Origin of the sequence: Burkholderia sp. BCC1972 (assembly GCF_905339605.1) — a bacterium.
Lineage (GTDB): Bacteria > Pseudomonadota > Gammaproteobacteria > Burkholderiales > Burkholderiaceae > Burkholderia.
Genome location: NZ_CAJPGH010000029.1, coordinates 1 through 16,012, shown reverse-complemented (window position 1 = coordinate 16,012; position 16,012 = coordinate 1). Strand labels below are relative to the sequence as shown.

Annotated in this window: 12 protein-coding genes; 3 read left to right on the top strand and 9 right to left on the bottom strand. The window is 66.5% G+C overall.

The window, feature by feature from the left end; all coding sequences use genetic code 11:
• Window positions 1-13 precede the first annotated feature (13 nt).
• The 8 genes from U5798_RS30660 to U5798_RS30625 form a co-directional block, all read right to left on the bottom strand.
• A complete protein-coding gene (locus tag U5798_RS30660) occupies window positions 14-1,255 on the bottom strand; it encodes an aromatic ring-hydroxylating oxygenase subunit alpha (protein WP_124455242.1) in 1,242 nt (413 codons plus the stop codon).
• A 52-nt stretch (window positions 1,256-1,307) separates the two neighbouring features.
• Complete coding sequence (locus U5798_RS30655) at window positions 1,308-2,093, bottom strand: electron transfer flavoprotein subunit beta/FixA family protein (protein ID WP_322084162.1); 786 nt, start codon at window positions 2,091-2,093, stop codon at window positions 1,308-1,310.
• Window positions 2,090-3,256 (bottom strand): electron transfer flavoprotein subunit alpha/FixB family protein, encoded by a 1,167-nt coding sequence (locus U5798_RS30650; protein ID WP_124455244.1) that lies wholly within the window; start codon window positions 3,254-3,256, stop codon window positions 2,090-2,092. The genes U5798_RS30655 and U5798_RS30650 overlap by 4 nt, the downstream gene beginning before the upstream one ends.
• A 4-nt stretch (window positions 3,257-3,260) precedes the next feature.
• The gene (locus U5798_RS30645; RefSeq protein ID WP_322084161.1) at window positions 3,261-5,186 is read right to left on the bottom strand and encodes a (Fe-S)-binding protein; all 1,926 of its coding nucleotides are present in this window, start codon (window positions 5,184-5,186) and stop codon (window positions 3,261-3,263) included.
• 3 nt (window positions 5,187-5,189) lie between these two features.
• The gene (locus U5798_RS30640; RefSeq protein ID WP_021160633.1) at window positions 5,190-7,253 is read right to left on the bottom strand and encodes an NADH:flavin oxidoreductase; all 2,064 of its coding nucleotides are present in this window, start codon (window positions 7,251-7,253) and stop codon (window positions 5,190-5,192) included.
• Window positions 7,254-7,321: 68 nt separating this feature from the next.
• Window positions 7,322-7,855: a DUF5943 domain-containing protein gene (locus U5798_RS30635; protein WP_027807228.1), complete on the bottom strand. Its 534-nt coding sequence runs from the start codon at window positions 7,853-7,855 to the stop codon at window positions 7,322-7,324.
• 140 nt (window positions 7,856-7,995) lie between these two features.
• The gene (locus U5798_RS30630) at window positions 7,996-8,967 is read right to left on the bottom strand and encodes a dipeptidase (RefSeq protein WP_006480656.1); all 972 of its coding nucleotides are present in this window, start codon (window positions 8,965-8,967) and stop codon (window positions 7,996-7,998) included.
• A gap of 39 nt (window positions 8,968-9,006) precedes the next feature.
• Window positions 9,007-10,281 (bottom strand): serine hydroxymethyltransferase, encoded by a 1,275-nt coding sequence (locus tag U5798_RS30625; RefSeq protein WP_059239231.1) that lies wholly within the window; start codon window positions 10,279-10,281, stop codon window positions 9,007-9,009.
• A 447-nt stretch (window positions 10,282-10,728) separates the two neighbouring features.
• On the opposite strand from U5798_RS30625, the gene U5798_RS30620 reads away from it, so the two are divergent.
• Window positions 10,729-11,757, top strand: a complete 1,029-nt coding sequence (locus U5798_RS30620; RefSeq protein ID WP_124455246.1) for a GlxA family transcriptional regulator — start codon at window positions 10,729-10,731, stop codon at window positions 11,755-11,757.
• A 57-nt stretch (window positions 11,758-11,814) separates the two neighbouring features.
• Here the strand turns inward: U5798_RS30620 and U5798_RS30615 are convergent, their stop codons facing one another.
• A complete protein-coding gene (locus tag U5798_RS30615) occupies window positions 11,815-13,227 on the bottom strand; it encodes a discoidin domain-containing protein (protein WP_322084160.1) in 1,413 nt (470 codons plus the stop codon).
• Window positions 13,228-13,500: 273 nt separating this feature from the next.
• Between U5798_RS30615 and U5798_RS30610 the strand changes: the two genes are divergently transcribed.
• The gene (locus U5798_RS30610; protein WP_124455251.1) at window positions 13,501-14,922 is read left to right on the top strand and encodes a PLP-dependent aminotransferase family protein; all 1,422 of its coding nucleotides are present in this window, start codon (window positions 13,501-13,503) and stop codon (window positions 14,920-14,922) included.
• A gap of 189 nt (window positions 14,923-15,111) precedes the next feature.
• Window positions 15,112-15,873 (top strand): hypothetical protein, encoded by a 762-nt coding sequence (locus tag U5798_RS30605; RefSeq protein WP_322084217.1) that lies wholly within the window; start codon window positions 15,112-15,114, stop codon window positions 15,871-15,873.
• Window positions 15,874-16,012: the final 139 nt, after the last annotated feature.

Here is a 16,012-nt window from a genome sequence, read left to right as displayed (position 1 = left end):
ACGCTGCTGGATACTACGCGCCGGTTTTTTCGGCGAGACGGCCGATGTACCAGGCCGAGAATTTTTCGACGAGACCTTCCGTGAACGGCGAGTACGGGCCCGGCTCGTACGCGCTGCTGTTCGCACCGCGCTGCGAGAACTCGACGAGCGCGCGATCCTGGTCGTTGGTCGCGTTCCACACGGCCGTGAGGTTCTTCACGTCGTAGTCGATGCCTTCCTTCGCGTCCTTGTGCACGAGCCACTTCGTGCGCACGAGCGTCTTGCCGGCCGACAGCGGGATCACCGAGAACGTCACGATGTGATCGCTCATGAAGTGGTGCCACGAGTTCGGCTGCGTCCAGAACGACAGGCCGCCGAGGTCGGCCTTGTCGAAGCCGCCGAGCAGCTTCTTCGATGCGACCTTCGCGTCGAGCGTCTGCGATTCGCCGCTGCGGTCGAGCGGCAGGCGCTGCGTGCGGAAACCCGTCACGTCGAGCAGCTTCTCGATTTCGGCGGACGGCAGGCCCATCTCGGCCCACTCCTTCCCGCGACGCACGCACGTCTCCGCAAATGCGTCCATGCCTTCCGCGTTCGCATCGGAGCGCTGGTAGCCGAAGCCGTATTCGTACAGCGAGATCGTCAGCTCGGGATGGTTCGCGACGCAGTGATAGCACTCGCGGTTGTTCTCCATCGTGAGCTTCCAGTTGCCTTCCTCGATGATGTCGATCTGCGCGGCGATCTTCGTGTTCGGCAGGTCGTGCGGCAGCAGGTACGGCTCCATCTCGGCGCGCATCTGCGCGAAGTCGACCGGCGGCTCGTCGGCGAGGCAGATGAAGATCAGGCCCGCGAGGTTCTCGACGTGCACCGATTTCAGGCTGTGCTTGCAGCGGTCGAACTTCTCGCCCATGTGCTCGGCGAACATCAGCTGGCCCGTCAGGTTGTAGGTCCAGCTGTGGTACGGGCACACGATGTTGCCGACCGAACCTTTATCCTCGTTGCACAGGCGCGCGCCGCGGTGACGGCACACGTTGTGGAACGCGCGGATCGCCATGTCGTCGTCGCGCACGATCAGGATCGAATCGCTCCCCAGTTCCACGGTCACGTAGTCGCCCGGCTCGGGAATGTCCGGTTCGACCGCCACCTGGATCCAGTGCTGGCGGAAAATCGCCTCCATGTCGAGCGCGAAGATGTCCTCGCTCGTGTAGAACGGTGCATCGAGGCTGTGCCCTTCCTTGCGCCGCTCGATCAGTGCACGAATGTCTGCCGATACTTTCATCGTTTGCTCCGGATTCCTTGCATCCCTGGGTTCTTGCCGACAGGCATCAAAATCAGTAGTCGATGAGCTGATGCTCGCGCAAATACGCGAGGATCACTTGTGCTTTTTCGACCGAACTCCCTTCATTTACGACGTTGCCGCCACGGCTCTCGGTCGTCGTCGCGGACAGCATCCGGGCATGCCCGGAGCGCTTCTCGGCGGCGACCAGCTTTACGGGTTTACGCTCGACCGGGCCGACCGTCCAAGCGGCCGCGTCGGCGTCCGTGCCGGGCGCCGCGAGCGCCGGCCGGATCGCGCCGGCGCGCAGCCGCGCGTACGCGTAGCGCGGCTCGGCATTGGCGAGCGGATGGACGGCAATCACGGCAGGCAGCGCGGCATCGACGCGCCGCCGCAACCCTTTCGGCAAAAATTGCCGGACGGCCGCACGACCGCCTTCGACCGTCACGTCGACGGCCGAGCCGACCAGCGGATAGCCGAGCTTCGCGGCGATGCGGTAAGGCAGCATGCCGGTGTCGTATGCGCCCTCGGCGCGCGTGCCGGTCAGCACGAGGTCGTAGTCTTCGATGCGCGCGGCGAGCGCGTGCACGGCGTCGTCGCCGTCACGGCAGGCCAGCACCTCGACCTCCCGCGCGCCGAGCGCGAGATATTCGGCAAGCGCCGCGTTCGCGGGGTCGCCGGCATGGATCACGTCGAGCGTCGCGCGATGCTGCTCGGCGAGCTGGCGGGCGGTTTCAAGTGCGGCCGCATCGTTGCGGCTGTAGCGCGCGACGCCGCTGACCGGGTGCCGGCCCACGGACACAAGCACCGCGATGCGTTGCAGGGGGCGGGGGGCGTTCATGCGGCGACTCCTTCGGGTTCACGGGTGCCGACCGCGGCCGGCGATTCGCCGCGCGCGGCACGCGCGGCCTGCACCTGTTCGATCAGCGCGGCGATCGTCGCCTGTGCGTCGCCGACCACCGTCAGGTTCGCGCGCTTCGCGATCGGCGCGCTGCCGTCGAGGTTCACCGCGATCACGTGGCGGCAATCCTTGATCCCCTGCAGGTGCTGCACCGCGCCCGAAATGCCGAACGCGATGTACACGCTCGCCTCGACCGTCTTGCCGGTCGCGCCGACCTGCTTGTCGCGCGTGAAGTGGCCGTTGTCGACCGCGACGCGGCTCGCGCCGATCGCCGCGCCGAACGCACCGGCCAGCTGCTCGAACGCGCCGATGTCGGACACGCCGTTGCCGGCCGACACGATGAAATCGGCTTCCTCGAGCGCGACCTGGGCCGCATCGATTTCGTCGAGGCCGAGATCGCGGTACGGCTGGGCGGCATCGCCCGCCGGGCGGATGAAGTCGGCGGCCAGGCGTTCGCCCGCGCCGACGAACGGCAGCTTCGCGTCGACCGCGTTCTGCGCGAGCAGGATCACGTCCGGCAGCGCGCGCGTGGCAAACGCGCGCCCGGCCTGCGCATACGCCCCGACATGCTTCGCATCGATCTCGACGACGTGGGTCGCGACGCTCGCGCCGGCTACTGCCGCGTAACGCCGGCCAAGATCGCCGTCGCCCGTCGCGTTGTCAGGGATGAATACGTGTTTCGGTGCAAGCGCGGCCACGCAGGCCTGCAATGCTTGCAGTTCGCTTTCGGGATCGAACGCACGGCGATCGAAGCCCGTCAGCTCGAGCAGCTTGTCGACGCCGAGCTCGGCCACGTCGTCCTTCAGCTCGCCGAACGCGAGCAGCGCGACTTCGGTCTGCGCGTCGGCGAGCACGGCGGCGGCGGCGATCGCCTGCCGCGAATGGTCGTCGAGCGCGCCGCGTTCCCCGTGCGCGACCACCAGCATCACGTGCTTCGGATCCTGCAGCGCGCGGCGCGGCTTCGCGGCCGCGCCGTGACCGTGAGCGGACCACTGCGCGGCGTTCGCATCGGCGCTGCCTTCCTCGCCGAGCGTGATGCGCTTCAGGCCGGCGGCCGTGATGATGAACGGCCGGCGCGGATCGATTCGTTTGATCGTGTTCATCGACTCACTCCAGCGAAGCGGCAACGAGTTCGGCGACGTCGAGCACGTCGGGGCGCGGGCCCACGACGCCTTCGAGCATGGCCGTGCAGTTCGGGCACCCGACCGCGACCACGTCCGCGCCGATCGTGCGCGCGTCGGCGATGCGGATGTCAGGAATGCGCTGCTTGCCGGGGATGTCGGTCAGCGGCGCACCGCCGCCACCGCCGCAGCAGCGGCCGCGCATGCCGTTGCGCTCCATCTCGACGACCTGGATGCCGATCGCCTTCAGCAGCTTGCGCGGCGCTTCCGTCTCGCCGTTGTAGCGGCCGAGGTAGCACGGATCGTGATACGTCGTGCGCTTCTCCTGCAGCGCCTCGACGGCCTTCGGCGCGATCTTGCCGCTGTCGGCCAGTTCCGCGAGATAGGTCGTGTGATGCTTGACCGTCACGCGCAGCCCGAGCGCCCGGTACTCGTTGCGCAGGCTGTGCATCACGTGCGGGTCGGCCGTCACGATCTGCTTGTACGACAGCGTGCCGAGCGTGCCGATCAGGCGCTTCGCCATCTGCTGGAACGTCGCTTCGTCGCCGAGCCGGCGTGCGACGTCGCCCGTGTCGGTCTCGTTCGAGCCGAGCACCGCGTAGTCGACGCCAGCCTTGTTCAGCACCTTCACGAACGCGCGCAGCGTGCGTTGATAGCGCATGTCGAACGCACCTTCGCCCGCGACGAACAGCACGTCGACCGGCTTGCCCGGCTGCGCGACCGGTGCGCTCAGGTCGACCGACCAGTCGTAGCGCGCGGCCGTGTCGTAGCCGCCCATCGTGCCCGTTTCACGCAGGTTCGCGAGCACTTCCTGGCCCTTGCCGGGCACCGTGCCATGCACGAGCGTGCGGTTGCGACGCATGTCGACGATCGCGTCGACGTGTTCGATCAGCATCGGGCATTCCTGCACGCAGGCGCGGCAGGTCGTGCACGACCACAGCGTCTGCTCCTCGATCAGGCCCGACACGATCGGGCCGTTCGGTTCGCCGCGATGCTGGCCGACCGCGATGCCCGGCGACGGGCTGCCCGCGTACGCCGCATCGGTGCCGCCCGCCATCCCGACGACGAGATCCTGGATCAGCTTCTTCGGGTTCAGCGGCTGGCCCGACGCGAACGCGGGGCACGCGGCTTCGCACTTGCCGCACTGCACGCAGGCGTCGAAGCTCAGCAACTGGTTCCAGCGGAATTCGACCGGCTTCGCGACGCCGTATTCCTGATGCTCGATGTCCGGCAGCTTCAGCGCTGTGGGCGGCGTGGCCGTGCCGTTGCCGGTGAACGATTCGCGCGTCGCGGCGAAACGCTCCTGGCGCGGGTGGAACGCGAGGTGCAGCAGGCCGGCGATCGCGTGCTTCATCGGGCCGCCCTTCGCGGCGCCGACCGTCATCGTGAACGCGCCGATGCCGATCAGCAGCGCGCAGAGCACCGCGAACGTACCCGACATCGCGCTGGTCGGCACCAGCATGAACAGCACGAGGCCGAGCGCGAACGAGCCGAGCAGCCAGGGCAGCGTATTCCACGGGCCGCGCGACAGGCGCGCCGGTACGTCCTTCGCCGCGCGCCGGCGCCACACGAACACGGCGCCGACCAGCATCGCGAGCGCCGCGAGGAAGATCAGCTTGTCGAGCCACGGCGAGTAGATCGCGAGGCCGTAGTTGATGAACACCAGCGCGAGCGCGCCGATCGCGCCGCCGGCCGTCGCGACGTGGGTCTTCGCGATGTACGGATCGCGGGCGACCACGTGGTGCAGGTCGACGAAATAACGCTTCGGGATCGCGAACAGGTTAGCGACGCCGAAGGAGCCGGGCGCCGTGGCGCGGCCGAGCCGCCAGTAGGACGAGCGCTTCGCGACCGCGAACGCGAGCCCCGCCACCGACAGCCACAACAGGGCGGTAATGAGGAAGGACGGATTCATCTTTTAGAAATCCTTCACGAGACGCAGCGAGTCGTAGATCGCACCGTGGACGTTGTGCATCGAGATGCAGTCGCCGACACGGAACAGCAGGAAACGGCCGTTGCCGAGTTCTTCCGACAGGCACGGTTGCGGCTCGGCCGCGAACAGCGTGTGCGGATCGATCTGGCCGCGGTTCACCGATTCCGGCTTGAGCTTCCAGTACAGCTCGTCGTTCGGCGACGAACCGTTCTCGATCACCACCTGGTCGACCGCGCGCTCTTCCAGTTCTTCCGTGTACTCGTTGCGCAGCACGGCGATCAGCTTGCCGTCCTCTTCATAGACGCGGTCGAGCATCGTGTTCGGCGTCGGGATCACGCCGAATGCGTACAGGCGGCGATAGAAGATCGGGAACGTCGTGCCGCCGCAATCGTCGGCGACCTTCACGTCCGGCGTGACGACCTCGACCTTCGAGCCGCGGCTCGCCATGAAGTCGGCCACGCCCGCGCCGGCATGCGTGCTCACGCCGTCGAACAGCAGCACGTTCTGCTTCGGCTCGACCTTGCCGGTCAGGATGTCCCACGAGCTGACGGCAAGACCCTCGGCCACGCCCCAGCCCGGCACCTGCCACGTGAAGCTCGACCCGCCCGTCGCGAGCACGACGATGTCCGGCTTCTCGGCCATGATCATCTTCTCGTCGGCGGCGACACCGAGACGCCGGTCGACGCCCAGGCGCTTCGTTTCCATGTCGAACCAGCGGATGATCCCCGACATCTGTTCGCGCTGCGGCGCTTTCGCGGCGATCATCACCTGGCCGCCCACTTCCGCGTTCTTCTCGAACAGCACGACATCGTGGCCGCGCAGCTTCGCGACGCGCGCCGCCTCGAGGCCCGCCGGGCCCGCGCCGACCACCACGACCTTGCGCTTCGGGCCGCGCGACTTCTCGATGATGTGCGGCATCGTCGCTTCGCGCGACGTCGCCGCGTTCTGGATGCACAGCACGTCGAGGCCGTTGTACTGGCGGTCGATGCAGTAGTTCGCGCCGACGCACTGCTTGATTTCGTCTTCGCGGCCGTCGCGGATCTTGATCACCATGTGCGGATCGGCGATCTGCGCGCGCGTCATGCCGACCAGGTCGATCATGCCGGTCGCGAGCAGGCGCTCGGCCTGGCCCGCATCGCGGATGCTCTGCGCGTGCATCACCGGAATCTTCACGACCGACTTGATGCCGGCCGCGAGGTGCACGAACGGCTCCGGCGGCAATGCCATCGGCGGCATGCAGTTCGCGATCGTGTTGTGCGTGTCGCCGCCCGAGCCGACCACGCTCAGGTAGTCGATCAGGCCCGTCTCCGACATCGCCTGCGCGATTTCCTTGAGCGCTTCGTGATCGAGGCCGTCCTCGTGGAATTCGTCGCCGCACATGCGCAGGCCGACGCAGAAGTCCTTGCCGACCGCCTCGCGCACGGCCGTCAGCACTTCGATGCCGAAGCGCAGGCGGTTCTCGAGGCTGCCGCCCCATTCGTCGGTGCGGTGGTTCGAACGCTTGCTCCAGAACTGGTCGATCAGGTGCTGGTGAGCGGCCGAGATCTCGATGCCGTCCATGCCCGCTGCCTTCACGCGCTTCGCGGCCGCCGCGAAATCGCCGATGATGCGGCGGATTTCCTCGATCTCGATGATCTTCGCGTTGCCGCGGTGCACGGGTTCGCGCACGCCCGACGGCGACATCAGGTGCGGCCAGTGCTCGCCGTGGAACGACGAGCGGCGGCCCATGTGCGTCGCCTGGATCATGATCTTCGCGCCGTGCTTGTGCATCGTGTCGGCCAGGCGCGTGAGCGGATCGATGATCTTGTCGGTCGACAGGTTCACCGATTTCCACCAGCCTTGCGGGCTGTCGATCGACACGGGGCTCGACCCGCCGCAGATGGCCAGGCCGACGCCACCCTTCGCCTTTTCTTCGTAGTAGCGGATATAGCGGTCGCCCGGCAGGCCGCCCGGCTCGGCATACACCTCCGCATGCGCGGTGCTGACGATCCGGTTGCGCAGCGTCAGCTGGTTCAGCTGCATGGGTTTGAACAGGTGGGGATAACGCATCGCTGGCGACCTCTGGCGTTCGAATGTCTCGTGTTGCGGGTGTTGTTCTGCTTCAGTGAATCAATGCGTCAGTGCGCGATCGGCGACACTTCGAAGACGCAGTGGTCGTGATGCTCGGCCGCGCACTGCACTTCCTTCGAGAACGCGCGCGGCGCGCCCTTGCCTTCCGGCGTCGTGTCGTTGACCCAGTCCATCGCGCCCGCGAACCAGCCCGCGAACATGTAGCAGAGCTTGCCTTCCTTGCCCGGCTGCTGGAGCACGAACGACGAGTGGCGCAGCTCGATCTTTGCGCGTGCGCTCGCCGGGTCGGCCTCGATGATCGAGAACAGCCCCCAGCCGCGTTGCGACAGGCGCTTCAGGTAATGCTCGAATACGGCCATGCCGGTGATGCCGTGCTGCTTGGCTTCCTTGTCGCACCAGTGGTAGGCGGACTTGTAGCCGGCCTTGTAGAGGATCTCGGCATACGCTTCGACGCCGAGCGCTTCCTCGACGGCCACGTGGTTGTTCGTGAAGAAGTGGCGCGGCACGTACAGCATCGGCAGCGCGTCGGTGGTCCAGACGCCGGTATCGGGATCGACGTTGATCGGCAGTTGCGGTTGCATCGTGGTGACTCCGTGAGGAAATTGGCCGCGCGGCTCAGTGCGCAGGCGCGACATCGTCCGCGTGCCCGCGCGATTTGCGCGGGCACGTCCCGATTTTTCTAATGTTGAATCGCGAGCGGCGGTTCGGCTCGATGCGGCGCTTACGCGCCCCACACGTCCTTGAACACGCGCACCCAGTTCTCGCCCATGATCTTGCGGATGCGCGACTCGCTCCAGCCGTGGCGCTCCATCGCGGCGGTCAGGTTCGGGAATTCGCCGATCGTGCGGATGCCGTCCGGGTTGATCACCTTGCCGAAGTTCGTCAGCTGGCGATAGCGGCCCTTGTCATGCGTCAGCATGTCGAAGAATTCCTTCGCGAAATCCTGCGTGAAGTCCGTGCCGATGCCCACCGCGTCTTCGCCGATCAGGTTCACGACGTAATCGATCGCCTCGATGTAGTCGTCGATGTTCGCTTCGATCCCGCGCTTCAGGAACGGCGCGAACATCGTCACGCCGACGAAGCCGCCCGCATCGGCGATCTCCTTCAGCTGTGCGTCGCTCTTGTTGCGCGGATGCTCCTTCAGGCCCGACGGCAGGCAGTGCGAGTAGCACACCGGCTTCTTCGAGAACGCGATCGCTTCCGACGACGTGTTGCCGCCCACATGCGACAGGTCGACCATGATGCCGACGCGGTTCATCTCGGTGATCACTTCGCGGCCGAAGTCCGACAGGCCGCCGTCACGCTCGTAGCAGCCGGTGCCGACCAGGTTCTGCGTGTTGTAGCAAAGCTGCACCACGCGCACGCCCATGTCGGCGAACGCTTCGATGTAGCCGAGGTTGTCCTCGAACGCATGCGCGTTCTGGAAGCCGAGGATGATCCCCGTCTTGCCTTCCTTCTTCGCGCGGAAGATGTCGTCCGTCGTGCGCACGAGCGTCAGCAGCTCGCCGTTGTCGCGGATCTTCTTCTTCATCACGCCGATGTTGTCGACGGTCTTGGTGAAGTTCTCCCACACCGACACCGTGCAGTTCGCGGCCGTGATGCCGCCCTTGCGCATGTCCTCGAACACCGGCTTCTCGAACTTCGAAATGTTCAGTCCGTCGATGATGATGCTGTCCTGATGCAGCGTGCTCATATCCGCTCTCGCTCGTGTGACTGTTCTTGTGGGGGTCGATCAGTAGATCGGGAAGCGTTCGCAAAGCGCGAAGATCTCGCGGCGCACGCGTTGTTCGGTCGCGTGGTCACCTTCCGGGTTCGCGCGCAGCGCGTCGAACACTTCGAGGATCAGGCGGCCGACTTCACGGAATTCCGCGACGCCGAAACCGCGCGTCGTGCCGGCCGGCGTGCCGAGACGGATGCCCGACGTGACGGTCGGCTTCTCGGTGTCGAACGGGATGCCGTTCTTGTTGCAGGTGATGCCCGCGCGTTCCAGCGCCTGCTCGACCGGCGCGCCCTTCAGGCCCTTCGGGCGCAGGTCGACCAGCAGCAGGTGGTTGTCGGTGCCGCCCGTGACGAGATCGACGCCGCCGGCCTTCAGCACTTCGCCGAGCGCCTGCGCGTTCGCGAGCACGTTGTCGATGTAGGTCTTGAAGTCCGCATGCAGCACTTCGCCGAACGCGACGGCCTTGCCGGCGATCACGTGCATCAGCGGGCCACCCTGCAGGCCGGGGAACACGGCCGAATTGATCTTCTTCGCGATGTCCTCGTCGTTGGTCAGCACGAAGCCGCCGCGCGGGCCGCGCAGCGTCTTGTGCGTGGTCGACGTGACGACGTGTGCGTGTTCGACCGGGTTCGCGTGGCGGCCCGCGGCGATCACGCCGGCGATGTGCGCCATGTCGACCATCAGCTTCGCGCCGACGCTGTCGGCGATCGCGCGGAAGCGCGCGAAATCGAGTGCGCGCGGGTACGCCGAGAAGCCGGCGATGATCAGGTTCGGCTTGTGTTCGTGGGCCAGCGCCTCGACCTGGTCGTAATCGATCCGCATCGTGTCGCGGTTCACGCCGTACTGGACTGCGTTGAACCACTTGCCCGACAGTGCCGGCTTCGCGCCGTGCGTCAGGTGGCCGCCGGCATCCAGCGACATGCCGAGCACCGTGTCGCCCGGCTTGGCCAGCGCGAGCATCACCGAGCCGTTCGCCTGTGCGCCCGAGTGCGGCTGCACGTTCGCATAGCCCGCGTTGAAGATCTGCTTCACGCGCTCGATCGCCAGCGCCTCGACTTCATCGGCGAACTCGCAGCCGCCGTAGTAGCGCTTGCCGGGATAGCCTTCCGCGTACTTGTTCGTCAGTACCGAGCCCTGCGCCTCGAGCACGGCGCGTGACACGATGTTTTCCGACGCGATCAGCTCGACCTGCGACTGCTGACGCTCGAGTTCCTTCAGGATGGCGCTGCGAACCGGCGCGTCGCGCTCGGCAAGGGGCTGCGAGAAGAAAGGCTGGGTATTCGACATAGTGCGTCCGTGACGAAGAATAAAGGGCTGCAACCAAAGCTCAAGGCCCGCCCTGCCTGGGTTTCCCGCTGCGCCAGTGCAAGGTTGCCGACGGCTCTATTCTTGTCGTTCGGATTTTCGGCGGATTGATGAATTTAGACGCGTTCTTTGCCTTTTCCGCCATGCGCGTCCGTTTTATACAAGTGACCGGTCGTGCTTTTTCGGCTGACCGACCCAAACGATGTCGGCTGTTCACCTATGGACACGCACACCGGCAGTGCGTTTGCCGCGCGTTCGGAGTGCGGCGTCTCCCGGATACGGTGCAGTGCAACATCGGCCTTACGCCCAGACAACGTATGGAGCTAGGGTTTAGCCGTATGGCACGCTTGTTGCGCTCGCTCACACAATACCGCAGCCCGATCCGTGCCCCCGGGCGTATAGCTATTAGAGATTCTAGGAACGCTCCCCATGTCGCCCGACCGCACAGCGTCGCTGTCCCACTTCGCGTTCATGCCGTTGCCGAATTTCACGATGATCGCGTTCACCAATGCGATCGAGGTGCTTCGGATGGCGAACTACCTGAGCGGCCAGCCGCTCTACCGCTGGTCGGTGATCAGCCCGGACGGCGGCCCGGTCACGGCGAGCAACGGCCTCACGGTCGATACGGGCCCGGCCGAATGCGCGGGGCAGCCGGACATCGTGTTCGTGTGCGGCGGCGTCGACGTGCAGCGTGCGACCACGCCGGCCCATCTGTCGACCCTGCGCCGCTTCGCGCGCTCGGGCATCCCGCTCGGCAGCCTGTGCACGGGCACCTATGCACTTGCGAAATCGGGGTTGCTCGCCGGCTACGCGTGCGCGATCCACTGGGAAAACATGTCGGCGCTGAAGGAAGAGTTTCCGGACACGCGCTTCCTGAAGGAACTGTTCGTGATCGACCGCGACCGCATCACGTGCACGGGCGGCGTCGCGCCGCTCGACATGATGCTGAACCTGATCGCCGCGCGCGTGGGCACCGCGCGCGTCACGCAGATCGCCGAGCAGTTCATCGTCGAACACGTGCGCGACACGAGCGCGCAGCAGCGCATGCCGCTCGTCGCGCGCCTCGGCTCGGCGAACAAGTCGCTGTTCGAAGTGATCTCGCTGATGGAGAACAACATCGAGGAGCCGCTGTCGCGCGAGGAGCTCGCGCGGCTCGCGAACATGTCGCAGCGGCAACTGCAGCGCCTGTTCCGCGAACATCTCGGGATGACGCCGACGCACTATTACCTGACGCTGCGGCTGCGCCGCGCACGCGAACTGCTGCTGCAGACCGACATGTCGATCATGCACATCACGATGGCGTGCGGCTTCCAGTCGGCGTGCCACTTCAGCAAGAGCTATCGCGACGCGTTCGGCGTCGCGCCGACGCGCGAACGTCGCAAGCAGGTCGCGCCGCTCGCGCAGGGTGCGGCGAGCGCGGCCAGCCCCGTATTTCCTGCTCATGTGCTGCATGCGTGAACCACGCTGTGCGTGACGCATGAAAAAAAAGCGGCCTCGGCCGCTTTTTCTTTGCACTTACGATCCCCACACCTGCATTTCGTCAAGCGAATACCCCCACGGCGTCGCCCGCTTCGTGCCGAGCATCCGCACGTAGCGGCCGTGCCCGTTCAGGTTCGGCAGCGTCACGTGGCCGTACGACACGCCGTTGCTCGTCGAGTAGATCGTCGTCCAGTTCGCGTTGTCGGTCGACGTCTGGATCTGGTAGACGAGCGCGCCCGCATCCCAGTACAGGTCGATGCTGCTGATGGTCTTCGTCGCACCGAGATCCACGGAAATCCATTGCGGATCGACGCCCGCGCCTTCCGGCGAATCCCAGCGCGTGCTCGTCGTGTTGCCGTCGAACGCCTTGTCCGGCGTGAGCGATGCGTTGTAGCTCGCCGACGCGGCGGCCGGGCGCCCTTGCGACAGCAGCGTCGGCTGCGCGACGGCCGGGCCGCCGTAGTAGCTCGACCCGAGCTTCGCCTTCGTCGTGTCGGCATTCACGCCGAACTGCGACAGGCTCCAGCGCTGGCCGGTCGTCACGTCGCCCACGTACAGCTGATAGCCGCCCGCCGTCGTCGACGAGAAGAACAGGTAGTTCGTGCCGTTCACCGGCGCCGGATCCGAGTTGTTGCTCACGCAGTCGTTGAGCGCCAGCGCGCTCGGCGTCGATGCCGGGTCGGCCGTCTTCGCATAGATCTGGTCGGCCCCGCCGCTGTCCTTCCAGCGCGCGTAGTACACCATGCCGTCCGCACGCACGATCGGGTAGTAGGTCTGCAGCCCGGCCGGATGATCGAACACGGCGGTCGCGCCGGTCGCGATCGTGCGCTTCATCAGCCCCATGTTCGAGCCGGTGCCGGTCGCGTAGTACACGGCGCTCGCGTCCGGCGCGAGGAACGGCATCGAATATTCGGCACCGGACGGCGCATTCGTCAGGCTCACGACCGACGTGAACGTCGGGCCCGCGCTCGTGTACGACAGCGTTGCCTGCTTGACGTCGCCGTTCTGCTTGAACACGAGCGACTTGCCGTCCGCGCTGAACTTCGGATCCTCGTTGCGCGTCGCGCCCGTGCTGTTCGTCATGTTGACGGGCGGCGTGCCGGCGCCGAGCTGCAGCATGAACACGTTCCATGCGCCGTTGCTGATGCCCATGAACGCGAGCCACTTGCCGTCGGGGCTGAACACGCCGTTCATCGGATCGGAAATGCCCCACGTGCTCTTGCTCAGCTGCGTCAGCGTGTGGGCCGAGAAGTCGTAGAGGAACAGCTGGCTCGTGCCGTCGCCGTATTTGACGTAGCTGTGATAGACGAGCTTGCCGGTCAGTGCGGCGGGAAACGTCGCGTTCGGCTGGGCCGCCGGATTGTTGATGCAGGCCGCGGCTGCGACGCCGCTGAACAGGTTGAATGCGATGCCGGCCACGAGGCCGGCGGTGAGAGTCTTCAATTTCACGCTGGTTGCTTCCTGATAGGGTCAGGACGCCGCAAACCGCAGCCCATGCGACACGCGCGTGGGACAAGGAGCCGCCGCCATTCAGCGAGGATTCCGTCTCGGTCGGGCGTCGGGAATGAAACGTGCTAGAGGATGCCCGCTCGTCAGACGAAATAACAGCATCAGAGCGGTCAAAAAACATACGGATCAGCGATTGGGGGCGCGCTTGCACGCGACGGGTGCCGTGCCCTACTCTTTTTGTCAGCAAGGCTTCGAGCGGCCGGGGAGGCAGGCATGAAGCGATATGCGGCGCTGGCACAGACGATCGCCGACGCGATCCGGCGCGGCGACCTGGCGGCCGGCGCGCGCATCCCCACCGTGCGCGCCGCGTGCCGCGCGTACGGCGTGAGTCCGTCCACCGTGTTTCGCGCGTATTACGCGCTCGAAAGCGAGGGTCTGATCGTCGCGCGCGCACGGTCCGGATATTTCGTTGCGAACCTCGAAGACAAGCGCGTGCGGTTCGGTCATGATCCCCCGCGCAAGCCGGCCGCCGCGCCGGCCGGCGACGACGATACGCTGCTGCGCCTGCTCGATTCCCTCAAATGCGAGGACATCGTGCCGCTCGGCTCGGCATTCGCCAGCTATTCGCTGTTCCCGATGAGCAGCCTGTGGCGCTACGCGGCGTCGGCGGCCCGCAACATGGACCGCACGAAACTGCTGTCGGGATTGCCGCCGGGCAATGACGCGTTGCGCCGCCAGATCGCGCTGCGCTACCTCAATGCGGGCGCTGCGTTGCCGATGGACGAGATCGTCATCACGACCGGCGCGCTCGAAGCGCTGACACTCTGCCTGCAGGCGCTGACACGCCCAGGCGACATCGTCGCGATCGAACGTCCCGCATTCCACGCAGTGCTGCACGCGGTGCAGCGCCTGCACCTGAAAGCCGTCGAGATCCCGGTCGACCCGCGCACGGGCCTCGATCTCGACGCGCTCGCGCAAGCGCTCGACACGCATCCGGTGCGCGCGTGCTGGTTCATGACGTCGTTCCACAACCCGACCGGCGCGACGTTGACCGACGAACGCAAGCGCGCGCTGATCGACCTGCTTGCGTCGCGCGGCGTTCCGCTGATCGAGGACGACGTGTACAACGAATTGCATTTCGGCACGGCGCCCACGCGCCCCGCGAAACTGTATGACGACAGCGGGCTCGTCCTGCATTGCGGATCGTTCTCGAAATGTCTCGCGCCGGGGTTCCGGATCGGCTGGGTCGCGGCCGGGCGCTACGTACGGCAGATCCGGCAGGCGACGGGCGCGAGCGCGCCGGCTGCCGACGTACCCGCGCAGCTGGCGATTTCGAGCTACCTGCGCGACGGCGCATACGACCGCTTCCTGCGCAAGCTGCGGCGCAATCTCGCCGCGCACCAGGCGCAGATGCTCGCGGCCGTGCGCGCGTATTTTCCGACGGACACCGAAGTATTCGCACCGCGCGGCGGGTATTTCCTGTGGATCGAACTGCCGCCGCGCATCGATGCGATGCACCTGTTCGACGCCGCGATGCACAGCGGCGTCAGCATCGCGCCGGGGCCGATCTTTTCCGCGACCGGCGGATTCCGCCGCTTTCTGCGGCTCAACTACGGCCGGCCGTGGACGCCGGCCGTCGAGCACGCGATGGAGACCATCGGGACGCTCGCGGCCCGGCAGCGGCACGACAGGTAGTACGAAACACGCAGATCGCGACGTTCGACATACGCCTTGCGTTTCACGCGCAAGCGACAAAGAATGAAGCGGTAGGCAGCGGCGGACGAAGGGATTCCACGCGTCCGATGTTATGGAGAATCACATGAACACTGAACGCGAACGACAGTCGAAGTGTGCTCCGTCGATGGCGCCGGCCCGCCGCTGACGATGCGCGTCCTGCCCAACCGGAACATTCGCACGCGCGATGCATGGCGCGCCGTGTTGAACGCGCGCGCCGAATCGCGGCACCCCACGCGTTGCCGTTGCAGGGAATGCGGATTCGTCGCGCCCCGCGCACTCGAGCGCTGCCCCGCCTGCGGCCAGTGGGACTGGCCGTTCGATCCGATTCGTCATACGCGCGCCCCGGCGCACGCCGCATACGCGCCGCGTGCCGGCCGTTCGCGGTCGTCGCGCGTCGCGCACTCGCTGCGCGACGCGGCGTTCCGGCGGCCGAGCGCATCGAGCGCGCCGATCCTGAGCCTCCTGACGCTCGTGCTGATGGTCGGCGGCTATGTGTTGGTCGACCGTACATGCAGGGCCGATCCTGCCTGCCGCGGTGCCGGTACGCCGGCAGCTGCCGCGACCGAATCCGGCCCGCCTGCCGCGAACGAGCCGGTGCTGCCGGTATTGCCGACGCCCGTTTTTCCGTTTCATTCGCCCGACGGAACGCCGCAACTGGCGGCCATCCCGCCGCACGGCGACGCGAACGCCAGCCCACCGGCAGGCAAGACGCAGGTTGCGCAAGCCGCACCGTCGATGCGCGCACCCGACCGGACACGCGCCGGCGTGGTTCGCGTGTCGGACTGGAAAGGCAGGCACGATGCCGTACATCGCACGCACCCGACTCGGCGCGTGAGCCTGCATACGCGCCACTGGCGGCACAACCCGTCGGGCAACGCCGAGGCCGCGAGACTCTATCGCGGCCACTGAGCGCGCGGTCCGCGCCGTCGCATCCGACGATGCGTGTTTCCGAACCGCCCGTTACGAAACGCCGCTTGTATCGCGACGAATGCTGGCGTCGCTATCGCCACCCCATCCACAACGAAAACGGGCGGCCCGTTTCCGGAGA

Coding starts and splice junctions, on each gene's coding strand:
- U5798_RS30605 (WP_322084217.1), top strand. CDS start 15,112: ATGCGCGTCCTGCCCAACCGGAACATTCGCACGCGCGATGCATGGCGC.
- U5798_RS30625 (WP_059239231.1), bottom strand. CDS start 10,281: ATGTCGAATACCCAGCCTTTCTTCTCGCAGCCCCTTGCCGAGCGCGAC.
- U5798_RS30645 (WP_322084161.1), bottom strand. CDS start 5,186: ATGAATCCGTCCTTCCTCATTACCGCCCTGTTGTGGCTGTCGGTGGCG.
- U5798_RS30610 (WP_124455251.1), top strand. CDS start 13,501: ATGAAGCGATATGCGGCGCTGGCACAGACGATCGCCGACGCGATCCGG.
- U5798_RS30635 (WP_027807228.1), bottom strand. CDS start 7,855: ATGCAACCGCAACTGCCGATCAACGTCGATCCCGATACCGGCGTCTGG.
- U5798_RS30655 (WP_322084162.1), bottom strand. CDS start 2,093: ATGAACGCCCCCCGCCCCCTGCAACGCATCGCGGTGCTTGTGTCCGTG.
- U5798_RS30650 (WP_124455244.1), bottom strand. CDS start 3,256: ATGAACACGATCAAACGAATCGATCCGCGCCGGCCGTTCATCATCACG.
- U5798_RS30620 (WP_124455246.1), top strand. CDS start 10,729: ATGTCGCCCGACCGCACAGCGTCGCTGTCCCACTTCGCGTTCATGCCG.
- U5798_RS30660 (WP_124455242.1), bottom strand. CDS start 1,255: ATGAAAGTATCGGCAGACATTCGTGCACTGATCGAGCGGCGCAAGGAA.
- U5798_RS30630 (WP_006480656.1), bottom strand. CDS start 8,967: ATGAGCACGCTGCATCAGGACAGCATCATCATCGACGGACTGAACATT.
- U5798_RS30640 (WP_021160633.1), bottom strand. CDS start 7,253: ATGCGTTATCCCCACCTGTTCAAACCCATGCAGCTGAACCAGCTGACG.